The 14341-nt window shown below is 35.0% G+C and carries 13 protein-coding genes; 4 read left to right on the top strand and 9 right to left on the bottom strand.

What is annotated here, in order from left to right; genetic code table 11:
• Window positions 1–9: 9 nt before the first annotated feature.
• Window positions 10–825, bottom strand: coding sequence for a TrmH family RNA methyltransferase (locus tag ACJJVJ_RS02550; protein WP_405368756.1), 816 nt, complete (start codon window positions 823–825; stop codon window positions 10–12).
• A 60-nt stretch (window positions 826–885) separates the two neighbouring features.
• Here ACJJVJ_RS02550 and ACJJVJ_RS02545 point away from each other — a divergent pair, with 60 nt between their 5' ends.
• A complete protein-coding gene (locus tag ACJJVJ_RS02545) occupies window positions 886–1287 on the top strand; it encodes an acyl-CoA thioesterase (protein ID WP_405368754.1) in 402 nt (133 codons plus the stop codon).
• A 1-nt stretch (window position 1288) separates the two neighbouring features.
• Here the strand turns inward: ACJJVJ_RS02545 and ACJJVJ_RS02540 are convergent, their stop codons facing one another.
• Both ACJJVJ_RS02540 and ACJJVJ_RS02535 read right to left on the bottom strand, forming a co-directional pair.
• Entirely contained in the window at window positions 1289–1582 is a 294-nt protein-coding gene (locus tag ACJJVJ_RS02540) for a DUF3817 domain-containing protein (protein WP_405368752.1), read from the bottom strand.
• Window positions 1575–2501, bottom strand: coding sequence for a mechanosensitive ion channel family protein (locus ACJJVJ_RS02535; protein ID WP_405368750.1), 927 nt, complete (start codon window positions 2499–2501; stop codon window positions 1575–1577). Before ACJJVJ_RS02535 ends, ACJJVJ_RS02540 begins: the two co-directional genes overlap by 8 nt.
• A gap of 99 nt (window positions 2502–2600) precedes the next feature.
• Here ACJJVJ_RS02535 and ACJJVJ_RS02530 point away from each other — a divergent pair, with 99 nt between their 5' ends.
• Entirely contained in the window at window positions 2601–3848 is a 1248-nt protein-coding gene (locus ACJJVJ_RS02530; protein WP_405368748.1) for a protoporphyrinogen/coproporphyrinogen oxidase, read from the top strand.
• A 97-nt stretch (window positions 3849–3945) separates the two neighbouring features.
• On the opposite strand, the gene ald is transcribed toward ACJJVJ_RS02530, so the two are convergent.
• The 5 genes from ald to fumC all read right to left on the bottom strand — a co-directional run bounded on the left by ald (window position 3946) and on the right by fumC (window position 9277).
• Complete coding sequence (gene ald / locus ACJJVJ_RS02525) at window positions 3946–5034, bottom strand: alanine dehydrogenase (RefSeq protein ID WP_104515007.1); 1089 nt, start codon at window positions 5032–5034, stop codon at window positions 3946–3948.
• Window positions 5035–5196: 162 nt separating this feature from the next.
• A complete protein-coding gene (locus tag ACJJVJ_RS02520; protein ID WP_405368746.1) occupies window positions 5197–5676 on the bottom strand; it encodes a hypothetical protein in 480 nt (159 codons plus the stop codon).
• A gap of 25 nt (window positions 5677–5701) precedes the next feature.
• Window positions 5702–6373: a hypothetical protein gene (locus ACJJVJ_RS02515; protein ID WP_405368744.1), complete on the bottom strand. Its 672-nt coding sequence runs from the start codon at window positions 6371–6373 to the stop codon at window positions 5702–5704.
• A 288-nt stretch (window positions 6374–6661) separates the two neighbouring features.
• Complete coding sequence (locus tag ACJJVJ_RS02510) at window positions 6662–7435, bottom strand: hypothetical protein (RefSeq protein WP_405368742.1); 774 nt, start codon at window positions 7433–7435, stop codon at window positions 6662–6664.
• Window positions 7436–7882: 447 nt separating this feature from the next.
• Window positions 7883–9277, bottom strand: a complete 1395-nt coding sequence (fumC, locus tag ACJJVJ_RS02505; RefSeq protein ID WP_405368740.1) for a class II fumarate hydratase — start codon at window positions 9275–9277, stop codon at window positions 7883–7885.
• Between the two features lie 243 nt (window positions 9278–9520).
• On the opposite strand from fumC, the gene ACJJVJ_RS02500 reads away from it, so the two are divergent.
• Entirely contained in the window at window positions 9521–9691 is a 171-nt protein-coding gene (locus tag ACJJVJ_RS02500; protein ID WP_170034537.1) for a hypothetical protein, read from the top strand.
• Window positions 9692–10190: 499 nt separating this feature from the next.
• Here the strand turns inward: ACJJVJ_RS02500 and ACJJVJ_RS02495 are convergent, their stop codons facing one another.
• Window positions 10191–13067 (bottom strand): M16 family metallopeptidase, encoded by a 2877-nt coding sequence (locus ACJJVJ_RS02495; protein ID WP_405368738.1) that lies wholly within the window; start codon window positions 13065–13067, stop codon window positions 10191–10193.
• A 191-nt stretch (window positions 13068–13258) separates the two neighbouring features.
• Between ACJJVJ_RS02495 and ACJJVJ_RS02490 the strand changes: the two genes are divergently transcribed.
• On the top strand, window positions 13259–14224 hold the full coding sequence (locus ACJJVJ_RS02490) for a hypothetical protein (RefSeq protein WP_405368736.1): 966 nt from the start codon (window positions 13259–13261) through the stop codon (window positions 14222–14224).
• Window positions 14225–14341: the final 117 nt, after the last annotated feature.

Genomic DNA, 14341 nt, shown 5'->3' with positions numbered 1-14341 from the left:
GTCAAATTCTTATTTAAAATCTCGTTGTCTTTTTGCCTCAAAAATCATGATTGCTGCACTTACAGACACATTCATGGAGTCTATCTCGCCAGACATAGGTATAATGATGTTTGCCTTTGCAGCGGCTCTCATTTCTTCTGATAGTCCTGTGGCTTCAGTACCTACGGCTATGGCGCTGGCATTTCTATAATCTATCCGGTCATAACGCTCGCTACTTTGCAAAGTCGCGGCATATAAATCGATATTTTTATCACTTAAGAAACCTATCAATTCTTTTGTGCTGCACACAGCAGTAGGAATGGTAAATAGACAGCCCACGCTAGAGCGTATAACGTTTGGATTATAAAGATCTGCCGTAGGGTTTGCTATGATCACGGCATCTACTTTGGCAGCATCGGCAGTTCTTAATAGAGCGCCTAGATTACCTGGTTTCTCCGTAGATTCGGCAATAAGGATTAATGGTGTGTCGGTTAGTTCTAGATCATTTAATTGTTGGGATCTCGCTTTCGCGAAAGCGATACAACCTTCTGTACCACTGCGATAAGCCATCTTTTCATAGACTTCTTGCGTGACAGATATAATTTCTGGTGACTGATGGATCTCTAATTTTGAGTACACATCTTGTGCTGTAAACGTACTCGTATCGAGTAGGATAGGGCCGCAAACTAAGATCTGTTCCATGATAAATTTACCTCTAGTAGCTAGTAAGATCTCGCGCTGTCCTTCTATGATAAAAAGGCCTTCTTTTTTACGAGCTTTACTTTTACGTTGCAGTTGTTCTACGTGTCGTATAACGGCATTATTAGGGCTAGAGATGTGTTTCATAGTACAAAAATAGGTTTTTAAAGCAGATCAAATGTATCTTTGAATATAAACCTATACAATATGAATTTTCATACTAGAAAATGGATCAAGCCAGAAGATTTAAATCCTAATGGGACGCTTTTCGGCGGTAGATTATTAGAATGGATTGATGAAGAGGCAGCACTTTATGCGATCATACAAATCGAGAATCAAAAAGTGGTGACTAAATACATGAGTGAAATCAACTTTGTAGCCAGTGCAAAAACTGGTGACATAGTAGAGATAGGACTAGAGGTAAATAAATTTGGTAAAAGTTCTATCGATTTAAAATGTGTGGTGCGTAATAAAATGACCTATGACACCATTATTACTATAGAAAATATAATTCTAGTAAATCTAGGTGAGGACGGTAAACCACTTGCACACGGTAAAACTGAGGTAGAATACCAGCACGAACGTATGAAGAAGAAAGGTTTTGAATAGACTAAGCAGCGTTTTTAAAATCTTCTTCTAGATAGGTTTCCTTCATCCAGAAAGTTCCAAAAGGAACTACAGACATGGCGAGAACTACAAGTAGTTTTTTAAAATCCCATTTATACAACTGGCTTATAACTATGGCTACAGCTACATAACTTATAAATAAGAAACCATGTGCCATTCCCATAATTTTATTAGGTAGTAATATACCACCTGAATATTTAAGAGGCATGGTTATAAAAAGGATGAATAAAAAGGAGTAACCTTCTACTATAGCTAGATATTTGAATGTTTTAAGCATCTTTTTTTACACGTTTATCTTGAAGTGACAAAGGTAGTTCAGAATCACGACCATACAGCTTGATTTCTTGAATATCTGCTGGTAAATAGAAGCCTTTTTGCATTAAAGCTCTTTTTACATTTCCTATCACGCGGCCACGTGTGGTGTTTGCAACGCGTCCAAAGTCTAAGGTGTCTACCCAAAAGAACACTTTAAGATTTACGGTGCTGGTCGCTAGCTCGTCTTCTATGACATAACTTACATGATCTTCGTCAGTCACAACTTTAGGGTCTGCGTTTAAAGCGTCCATGATGCTTTGTTTTGCCTCGTTAATATCATCGTCATAATCTACACCTACCACAAAATCCCAACGGTAAAAACCGTCTTCTGTATAATTAGTTACCGGTTGCGTTATCACATCTGAATTAGGGATGTAAACATCTTTACCGTCAAAGGTTTTAAGCTTTGTATATCTAAATTCTAGTGCTTTTACACGACCAAAGTTATTCCCGATTTCTACCGTATCATTTACGTCAAATGGTCTGTTAAAACTAAGAATTACACCAGCTATAAAATTCTGTCCTATATCTTTAAAGGCAAACCCTAGAACTACGGCACTAGCACCAGCTGTCGCAAGAATACCGGCGCTTATATCACCTAATCCTGCAGCTCTCAATGCGAGCATTATAAAAATGATGATAAATACAAAGCGTATCGCCTTACCTAAAAAACGACTCATCAAAGGATCTTTAGTCCTACGTATCACGCTAGATGTGGTAAACCTACCCAAAAAACTAGCGATTAAAACGCCCAATATGATAATAGCGAGACCTAGAGCCAGCCGTGGTAGAAAATCGATGAAATTTTCATAATAAGAATACGTAGTGTTAGTAATTCTATCAGAAATATTAATGTCTTCTACTTGATCTTGCAATAGCATAAAATTGGGTTTACAGTAAAGATAGTCTGTAGTAAAATTCTTTTTGTTAAGCATTAATTAAATCCTTTAGATTATAAAACTCTATACTATTTTTACATCATGAATGATAACCAACCACATATTACTATTATAGGCGCTGGAGTAAGCGGTCTTACTGCAGCTGTTACATTGCATAACGCTGGATATAAAGCAACTGTTTATGACGCAAATTCATTTGTCGGTGGTCGTGTAAGCAGTGATGTAACTTCTGGATTGATATTAGATCACGGTTTTCAAGTGATGCTAGATGGGTATCCTGCGGTGAATGAATTTCTAGATATTGAGGCTCTAAAATTGCGCAAATTTGTGCCAGGTTCCTTAATATTTAAAGATGGTAAAACTCATAAACTAGGCGATCCTACTAGAGATAGTAGTTTCTTGTGGAGCACGATTACGGCTGGTGTGGGATCTTTAAAAGATAAATGGTTGGTGTACTCGCTTTCGCGAAAGCTGAAACAAAAGTCACTACAAGATATATTTACTAGTCCTGAGACTACCACAAAAATCTATCTAGAGAATTATGGATTTTCTAACAAGATGATTGCTAGTTTCTTTACTCCTTTTTATACAGGTATATTCTTAGAGACAGAGCTAGCAACGAGTAGTCGCATGTTTGAATTTGTCTTTAAAATGTTTACAGAAGGAAATGCAACCATACCTGCAGGCGGTATTAAGGCTATACCAGAACAACTGGCTGCTCAATTACCTGAAGATTCTATGCATCTTAAACAAAAAGTAACGGCTGTGGTAGGTAATGAGATCTCTCTAGAGAATGGTGAGAAAATAATGTCAGATTACACTATAGTGGCAACACCAGCAGGAGATTTAGTACCTAATTTACCTAATGAAAACATGCTGTGGCATCAAGTTACTGTATTGTATTTTGAAACCGATCATACAGGATTAGATCAGGCTATTATAGGACTGGTAGCAAATGACGATGTGCTGATTAATAACTTTCATTTTTTAAATGATGTTTTTGATAACCACAGGAATATCATAAGCGTTTCTGTTATTAAAAAGCATCATTTATCTGACCAGCAACTTACAGAGCGTGTGGTAAAAGAACTAAGGGAAGAGACTCATATTAAGGCAAATGAACTGGTAAAACTGTATCATATAAAGAAAGCATTGCCACAACTAGATTCTTTAAATTATTGCATGAATGCGTCAGAAACACAACTTACAGATAGTGTTTTTCTAGCTGGAGATCAATTGAGTAATGGATCACTTAACGCTGCGATGTTAAATGGTAAAGCAGCTGCAAATGCTGTTATAAGCAAGATAGAAGGAAGTGTGATTTTATAATTATAAAACGGTAAACAGATGGACGCATCTGTTTACCGTTTTTTTTAAGATTTAGATTTCTTTAATATACTCTCTATTTCTATTTTTTAATGACTGATTAATTCCAATTAAAGGCCTCTTTAATTTCTTGGTAAACGATAGTTCCAGATATGATATTTAGTCCTTTTTTAAGACTAGGGTTAGAATCGCATGCTGTTTCCCAGCCTAGATTTGCTATTTTTAGAACGTAGGGTAAAGTTACATTAGTCAGTGCCATAGTAGACGTAAATGGTACTGCACCAGGCATGTTTGCAACAGAGTAATGCACCACGTCATCTATAATATATACAGGATCTTCATGAGTGGTAGGTCTGGTAGTTTCTACACAACCACCTTGATCTACTGCTACATCTACGATTACAGTCCCTGGGCGCATTTCTTTGAGCATGTCGCGTGTGATAAGGTTAGGAGCTTTGGCACCTTTAAGTAATACACCACCTATGATTAAATCATGAGTTTTAATGTGTTTTCTAATGTTGAATTCGTTAGAGAATTCAGTAACCACATGTGGAGGCATGACGTCATTTACATAGCGTAAACGTTTCATGTTGATATCTAACATGGTGACATGTGCTCCAAGTCCTGCAGCCATTTTTGCAGCTTGTATACCTACTATTCCAGCACCTAAGACCAGTACTTTACCAGGTGCTACTCCAGGAACACCACCTAAAAGAACACCACGACCTTTTACTGGTTTTTCTAAGTATTTTGCACCTTGTTGAATAGCTAGTCTACCAGCTACCTCTGACATAGGAGTTAATAATGGTAGTGTACCGTCTGTATCTTCTACAGTTTCATAGGCAATGCAAATAGCTTTTGCCTTAATCATAGCCTTTGTTAACGGCTCACTAGAGGCAAAGTGGAAATAGGTAAAAAGTATTTGACCTTCTTGAATCAAGTCGTATTCTTCAGCGATAGGTTCTTTTACTTTTACAATCATTTCACTAATTGCATACACTTCACCGATAGAATCTAGAATAATCGCACCTGCTTTTAAGTAATCAGAATTTAAAAAGCCGCTGCCTTCTCCAGCATTTGATTGCACATAAACGGTGTGTTTCTTTTTAACCAATTCATAAACTCCGCCAGGTGTCATACCGACCCTGCTTTCATTGTTTTTAATCTCTTTTGGAATACCGACAATCATTTTTTTTAAACTTTAAGTTACGAGCGTAATTTGTAACTTTTTTATATATAATGAAAGTAATACCCCTATAATTTTAGGGGTGGTTTTGATTAAAGTAGTTTTATTTAATATGGTACCCTTATTTTTGTGGGGTATTTGCGGTTTGTGTTTATATTTCTCTGATTATTTTAATAAAGCTTTTCTCTTTTGATATAAAGTTAATATCTCGTTAGAATCCCAGTCGTCTCTTTCTGTTTTTCCATGGCCTAGAGACATGATGGTTTTTATAGCGCCATTTTCTAAGAAATATTTACAGTTCCATTCTATAGTATCTGGTGTGTTTATAAAGCTGATTTCTTTTTCCTGAGCATAGCGCAATTGGCCATCTACTTCATAATACGTTTCTATAAAAGTGGTGTTATTCTTTTTAGATTCTATTTTAAATATTCTTTTATTATCAAACTCGTAAACACTCCATTGCTCGTTCTTTTTGAACATATCATAATCCATTGAATTTTCAAGAGAGGTGAGTGCTTTATTATAACTAGTTTGGAATTCAGTACTTACTTTTTCTCTAAATTGGTCTTCAGTAAGTTGGGAGCTTTGTGCGTTACTTGTTTGAACAGCTATGATTACTAGTAGGGTAAAGATTAATTTTTTCATGGTGGTAGGTTTTGAAGAAGGTTGTTTATTTGTCTGTAGTGTAATCACATTCTAGATCAATAATTATTTTCTTATCTATTTTGTGATAACCAACTAGTTTTTCGTGGACTTTGATATTTTTTTGGTGATCGTATACTAGCCTTTCTTTAAAAATACCATTAGGTATGCTCTTTTCGCTTTTCCATTCTTGAAAATTTAAAGGATTATAGAGAATAGGCAAATGAAAGTCTGTATTATTTTCTATAATAAACAATACTTCTGCTGGTTTTCTTTTTCTATCCTTTGTAGAGATCAGTTTATATCTATTTAAAGTTTCTTTCTCTAATAAAGTATCATTCATATTCAAATATTTGTGATTCTTAATAAGATCTTTGTGATTGCTTAAATATTGTTTCACGTATCTACAATCAACATTAATGGTTTCTGCATTGTTTAAATCAGATTTTAAAAAATTGACATTAAAAGTCAATCCATTTTCATCTTTAAAATCCATTTGATAATTAAGACTGTCCAAATCTGTCACTACAGCTACATAGTTGTTTTTCTTTGAATTGGTAAGATATTGTCTTACCACAGTTTTTTCAATAGAGTCTTTATGAATAGTAAATTCGTAACGTACTAAATAATCAAAAGAATAGGTTTTTTGAGAAAAGCAGTATGTTGATAGTAATAAAGAAATTATAAGTATTGATTTCATTAAATGTTTTTGTTTTTTTTGCAACCGTATCTTTCACTTAATTTTCCGAAGCTGTAGTAATATATTCGAATAAATTGAAATCTATACTTTGAGTGAATTTAAAATTATTTCCATTCTCATTCTAATATTTTTTAAATGCTGTAATGTTTTTTTTGCTTCTAATTCTTTCCAATAATTAGGTGAAATTGCCCAAGTTTCTATTTCGTGATAAATAAATCAGTCATTTTTATAAATCTGAATCTAAGTTATTTGATAGGTCTTGGGAGTTTTATTTAATTTCATAATTTTTTATCCAATGCTCTTTACTGCATTATACAAATCTCTAAGGTAAAACCCTATAAATAGTATAATTAACCACCAGATAGTTTTCAATATATAACTGTTATCTTTTAACTCCTCTAATCCTCTCATTGTCAGTCCGTATTTTTCAACAATGTTAGAGTTAGTTTTTAATTCTTTCTTGTAGTGCTTTCTAACAATATAAAGAAGACTTTTTACTTTTGCGTTAGTGGAATTACTTAGTTTTAACCAATCTCTTTGTTTAAAAAGTTCAGCTTCTTCTCGACCTTTCAATAAACCTAACGGAGATATATTGTTACGTTCACATAAATGAATTAATCTTCCATCTGGCTTATCCACTTCATAGTTATAACCATAAATTAAACATAGGATTTCGGAAAGGTTAATTTTTATGTTATCGTTTAAATCTACAGGGTTACCTTTTAAAATTTTGTATCTATTCTTGATAGCTTCAAAACCGTATGTAGGAGTGTTCATTAACCAATGTACAAAATTTGAAGAATTATTTTTTTTTAGAAAATTAAAGTAATTTTTCAACATGCCTTTTTCACATAAATCTAACTGCTTATTATTTAATTCTTTAAAGTTAAACCCTTGAATTTGTGCTTCAAGGTGGATCGAAAATGAAATTATTTGTAATGATTCAAAATTCATTAGAGATATTGATGCAATACGTGGAGTATAACCATCTAAATTTTCAAAACTTTCACAACTATAGTGAATAAAAAAAGTTGATCTTTTTTCATTTTTAATTTTAGTCATGAAATTATTACCTGAACTAATTTCTTCTAATCGATGTGATTTAAACAATTTCATTTTATCTAAATGGTTGTAACAACCTAGGATATAATACTAGTAAAGTATTTCTTAAGCTGTATATGGTTTTTGATTAAGTTATTACAGTGAAATTACAAAACAATTTTAGAATCATGTCTAGTACGTTACAAGCGTTTTATAGCTAACCTACACTATACAGCATATTATAATTTCATCATTCTGTATTGATTTTCATTGACAATAATAACCCCAGCAATTTAAATAAATTTCTAATCTCTTATTTACGGTTTCCCTTAATGAGGTGAATCAATTAGGAGGTTAGGGTAGTGGTGGTGTGTGTCTGTCTTTCGCGAAAGCGAAACCGAACCACATAAAAAAAAAAGCCACTTCATGAATTGAAGTGGCTTTTAACTGTTTTGAGTAAGACAGATATTATCTGTGACCTACCATGTCTTCTGGTTTTACCCATTCGTCAAATTCCTCAGACGTTACATATTCTAGAGCTAGGGCAGCAGCCTTAAGGGTAGTTCCCTCTTCGTGCGCCTTGTTAGCAATTTCTGCAGCTTTATAGTATCCTATTTTAGTGTTTAAAGCAGTTACTAGCATTAATGAGTTGTCTAGTAAAGACTTGATCGTTTCTTTGTTAGGCTCAATTCCTACGGCACAATTCTCGTCAAAACTTCTACACGCGTCACCTATTAACTGTGCGCTTTCTAGAACCGCAGCAGCCATAACTGGTTTAAATACGTTTAATTCAAAGTGACCTTGCATACCACCTACAGTAACTGTAGTGTCGTTACCCATAACGCGAGCACATACCATAGTAATAGCCTCTGCCTGAGTAGGGTTTACTTTACCTGGCATGATAGAACTACCTGGCTCGTTTGCAGGGATGATTAACTCACCGATACCACTACGTGGTCCACTAGCAAGCATTCTTATATCGTGTGCAATTTTATTAAGTGATACGGCTACTTGTTTTAATGCACCGTGAGTCTCTACTAGAGCATCGTGTGCTGCAAGAGCTTCAAATTTATTATGTGCTGTTATAAATGGCAATTCTGTAAACTGTGCGATATACTCAGCTACTTTTACATCATATCCTAGTGGTGTGTTTAATCCTGTACCTACGGCAGTACCACCTAGTGCTAGCTGACTTAAATGTGCTAGTGTGTTTTCTAGTGCGATAATTCCATGGTCCAGTTGAGAAACGTAACCAGAAAATTCCTGTCCTAGTGTTAATGGAGTCGCATCCATAAGGTGCGTACGACCTATTTTTACCACATCGGTAAATTCTATAGACTTGTTGTGTAATGTGTTGCGCAATTGCTTGATACCAGGAATGGTGTTTTCTACCACTTTCTTATAACAGGCGATGTGCATTCCTGTAGGGAAGGTATCGTTAGAGGATTGTGATTTATTCACGTCGTCATTAGGCTGTATGGTTTTCTCACCTTCACCTACTGTTTTACCAGCTAGTTGGTGTGCGCGGTTTGCGATCACCTCGTTCACATTCATATTAGACTGTGTACCAGAACCTGTTTGCCATATCACAAGTGGAAACTGGTCGTCATGTTTACCTTCTAGAATCTCGTCACAAACCTGTGCGATAAGATCACGTTTTTCTTCTGTAAGAACACCTAGGTCATGGTTAGTGTAAGCAGCGGCTTTCTTAAGGTAGGCAAAACCATATACAATTTCTAGTGGCATGCTACCAGCAGCACCTATTTTAAAATTCATGCGAGAACGCTGCGTTTGCGCACCCCAAAGTTTATCTGCAGGGACTTCTACTTGTCCCATCGTATCTTTTTCTATTCTATATTCCATTGTGGTTGAATTTTTCACAAATATAAAACTTGAGGGTTGTTTTACCATCTCATTATAGATAATAATAACAAGTAGGATGGAGGTGCCGCTTGCGCGAAAGCGGAATTATAAACGCTCTAACCTGACTAATTCCAGTAATTAATAGAATAAGGGCTGTTATAAACAGTTTTTTGTTAATAAATGCTGTGTAGTTTTTTCATAATTAAGTTCAAGTCTTTATCTTTGCAGCAAACAAGAGATACCATGTTCGATTTTGATCAATACTTAGGCTTTTTAGCATTTTTAGGAATTCTAACTTTAGGATTTTGGTTAATGATATTTTTAACAACATTTGTAATTCCTTTTTGGATTACAGGAGCATTGTTAGAAAAGAGAAAATTAAAGAAAGAAGCAAAGCTTAAAGAAGAGAAGTAATATTCTTTTTATATAGCATTGTACTATATATGATAACCGTCTAGAATTTTTCTAGACGGTTTTTTTGTGGCTTGTTTTGAGAATTTTCCGTTCCCAAACCCTGAAGGATGCAGAAAATGATTTGCGATTTTCTTTTCCCCAAACCTGAAAGGTGCGGGAAAAAGGACTTGAAATTTTCCGTTCCCCAACCCTAAAGGGTGCGGAATATAATTTGTACTTTTTTTATAAATGAATAAATAGAAACCTACCCTTTAGGGTTAGGGAAGGGTTTCTTTGAATTTTCCGTTCCCCAACCCTGAAGGGTGTGGAAAAAAGGACTTGAAATTTTCCGTTCCCCAACCCTAAAGGGTGCGGAAAATGATTTGTACTATTTTTTATAAATGAATGAGTAGAAACCTATCCTTTAGGGTTAGGGAAGGGTTTTGGTAGTATTTTTTAAGCATAAAAAAAGCCCATTTCAAGTAATTGAAATGGGCTTTTAAATTTTAAGAATTGGTTCTTATTTATCCTCTGGTTTTAGGATGGCTAAGAAGTAATCTTTTGTAAGATATTTGTTTGCAGCATCTTGAATATCTTTTGCGGTAAGTGCGTTTACAGCTTTTTCATATTCTAATACTTTATTGATATCCTTTTTATCTTCGTCTGCATCTACAAGAACGCTTAACCAGTAACGGTTAGTTTTTACCGTTTCCTTATAGTCTAGTAAATAACCTTCTTTTACTTTGTTCAAGTCTTTTTCTGAAGGTCCGTTCTTTTTGATAAGATCGATTTCATTCATGGTTGCATCTACTAGTTTATCTACGTTATCTGGTCCACAAGGGAACGAGATACCAAAACTAAATGCTGGATAAGGTGTTTTTCTCAAAGAGCCACGTGCACCACCAGAATAGATACCACCTTCTTTCTCACGTAGTGTTTCTATAATCTTAATGGTAAGAGCTTCTCCTAGTGCATCTACAGCAAGGTTTTCTTGTGCGCTATAAGCTGGTACTTCATAACTCCAGTTTATTCTCACGCTACTCTTGTCATCAGTACCTTTTTTAACCACTTTCTTGCGTGTACCTTTTGCTTCTCTCCAGTCGTTTACTTTGTAACTCTCGTTAGAATTTAAACCAGGTAAACTAGCGATGTATTTCTTAGAGAATTCTTCTACTTGTGCTTTATCTACATTTCCTACTAGATAAAAGTGAAAATCACCAGCGTCTGCAAAGCGTTCTTGATATAATTTATAAGCTAGATCATAGTCTGCTTCGTCAAATTTTTCTTCAGTTGGGAAGCCTGTGTAACGAGGGTTAGAACCGTAACGTATTTTATTAATCTCGTTACTGAAGTAAGTGTTAGGGTCTGACATCATGCGACCTATAAAAGATTTTTGCTTAGAGATAAAACTAGCAAAAGCTTCGTCATCTTTATTTAAATCGGTAAAGTATAAATGAATCAATTGAAACATTACTTCTAGGTCTTTAGGGGTAGCGCTACCTCTAAAACTCTCTGTAAGAGAACCTATACGTGGCGATACATTTACTAATTTACCAGTCAAAAACTTGGACATATCTGTTTGAGACATACCAGCAACACCAGCTTGTGTTAAACCACCATTTGCTAGTCCAGTTTTCTTTGCATCTTCATCACTGTATAAACTTGTACCACCATAACTAAAGGCGCTCATAAGGATCTCGTCATTTTTAAAGTCAGTAGGTTTTATAGTTACTGTAGCACCATTGCTTAATGTGTAGGTAGTTGTACCTACTTTATCGTTAGATGTAGTCTTAGAAATACTTCCTGCAGCAGGTAGTTTTTCAATTAAACTCTCTCTTACTTCTGTATCTTCATATGGAGCAACTTTAGTAGCTGCAACTTCACTTACTACTTTAAGCACTTGCGCCTCTGTAGGTGGAGTGTCTGTGGTAGGACCAGTAAAAACGATAGTACGGTTATCATCATGGATGTAATCGTTAATTTTTGCATTTACTTCTTCTACATTAATACCAGGAAGTAATTCCATAGTCTTATTATAATTCCACTCGATGCTTGGTACTGCTTCTTTAGAAAAATAACTTTGTACATACTGTCCTACTATACGACTGCTTTCTAGTTTATCTCTGTCTTTGTAATAAGAATCAAAGAAAGAACCATAAGCTTGTTTTGCACGATCAAGTTCTGCCTGACCAAAACCGTATAACTTCACTCGTTGATTTTCTTCTAATAATGCTTTTAAAGCCGCAAGTTGTCCATCTGGTGCACTACCAGCAAACGACGAATAAGCATTCTTGTTTCTAGCTACTGTACCACCGTAACTACTAGAACCAAATATAAACGGCGGATTAGGCTTTTGTGTCAGTTCTTGTAACCTGTTGTTTATCATAAAAGAGAAAAGCCCATTCACTAGGTCATCTCTATAATCACCTACCGTAAGAGTAGGAGTAGAGGCTATTTTATCCTTGTAAGATATGTTTACACTGGCAAATGTTGCTTCTTTATCCTGTGCGATAGCCACCTTTGTATCTGGGTGATTAGGTAATTCTATTACAGGACGTTTTCTAGGATTTACTGGTTTAGGAATTTTAGTAAAATGATCTTTGATCTTTTGCTCCATAACAGCAACATCTAGATCTCCCACAGCAACTACTGCCATAAGATCTGGACGGTACCAGTCTTTGTAAAATCTTTTTAAAACCTCAGGTTTAAAGTTTTTAAGAATTTCATCTTTTCCTATCGGTAATCTATCGGCATATTTTGAATTATAGAACTGTACCGGTATAGTAACCTTATTCATTCTATCTGACGCACCTTTACCAGTACGTGATTCTTCTAGTACCACACCACGCTCGTCATTAATAGCATCTGTTTCTAGTTTTGCACCGCCAGCCCAGTCTTCTATAATAGTAAAACCTTGTTCTAGCTTTTCTGGGTCGTCACTAGGTATAGGAAGAATGTAAACAGTCTCGTCAAAACTGGTGTAAGCATTTAAATCTGCACCGAATTTGACACCTATTCCTTGTAGATAATCTACTAATTCATTTTTCTCAAAATGGTTCGTACCATTAAAATTCATGTGTTCCATAAAATGCGCAAGACCTTGCTGGTCGTCATCTTCTAGAACAGATCCTGCGTTGATAGCAAGTCTTAATTCTACTTTATCTTCTGGTTTACCGTTGTTTTTTACATAATAAGTAAGACCGTTAGGTAATGTCCCCATGCGCACACTAGGATCCATAGGTATGGCTTCTGTCATTCCAGCAACTGCAGGAACTTGTAAAGTTGGTGGTGGAGGCGGTGGTGGTGGGGTGTTTGTCTTGTTGTCGGTTACTTTAGGTCCACATGCGGCTATGGTAAGCGCAAGTGCTCCTAAGTAAGGAATCCATACTTTTTTCATTTAATTGGTTTTTTGGGTTAGTTTTGATTATTGGTTTTTTTGGTGTTCTCGCTTTCGCGAAAGCGAAACTGAAATCCAACAGTGCTATATCGGTATAGAAATTGCTAGTTTAAAATCAGATCACAGCATAAAGAACGCAACTATTGTTCTGAAATTATAATTTATTCTATTAATTATTGTTAACACAATTCATGAAATTACCTAAAAAATCCATTTTTAAATTAAGCTACCTCTTTGTATTGCTGGTTTTTATGGCAAACGACGTAAGAGCGCAAAATTTTAACGATGCAAAATCCTACCTTACCTTTATAGATGGTCAAAATGAAAAGGTAGTCACCAGTGTATGGGATTACATGCGACTGTATACTTTTTCTAAGGATGATATCGCCATAAAAGGAAAGCGTAAAAAACTAGAAAACACCATACGCAATAGTATTACAAAGGTGAAAAAGGTAAAGGCTTTTGATTCAGATTTAAAACTAGCGATGATTAATTATCTAGAAGGTAATCAGGCTATTGTAAAAGAAGACTTACTAGCGCTTTTAAAGAATAAAGATGTTAGTAAGGTTACTACAAATCAATTGCAAATTATACAAAATATAAGAAAGGCGGTGTATAAGTTAAGAGCCGACTATAATGATGCGGTTGCTGTTTATGGAAATAAACACGATTTAATCATTAAAGAAAACACGAGTGAACTGGCTCTTAATATGAAACAGACTATTATGGTTTATGATTATTATAACGAGCTGCAGCTGGCATTTTCTAGTTTGCAACAAGCAGAGAGAAATTTCTGGCAGGGCTTAAATGAAAAGGATATTACTAGCTATCGTAATGATGTAGAGAATTTAAAATCAAAACTATATGACACTACGCAACTAGATAGATTTAATTCTTACAGTACAGATGACAGTTTGTACAAAGCGCTGGTTAAGTACAATGAAAAATTAAATACACAAGTAACGGTAGACCTTAAACCTATAGAGGTTATTAAGGAAGATGCCCAGACTGGTTCTAGAGAGAACATTATGGCAAAAACAGATGCATATAATACGGCAATCCATGAGGCAAATGTGTGGAGAAAAACTTTTTACAAAGAGTGGAGAGAAATAAGCGCTAATTTTTTACAGACTCATGTACCACATCGTGCAGGATAATGATAAAGCGTTTTATTAAAAGGACTGTCCTTATTATATATAAGAATTAATTAGAGACTCAATAGAATAATAAAATATCAAAAAGCAGCAGTTTTATTGCTGCTTTTTGATATTTAT

The sequence above is a fragment of the Nonlabens sp. Asnod2-A12 genome (genome assembly GCF_045063745.1).
Classification (GTDB): domain Bacteria; phylum Bacteroidota; class Bacteroidia; order Flavobacteriales; family Flavobacteriaceae; genus Nonlabens; species Nonlabens xylanidelens.
The sequence above is the reverse complement of the archived record's forward strand: the minus strand, read 5'-3'. Positions and strand labels throughout refer to the sequence as shown.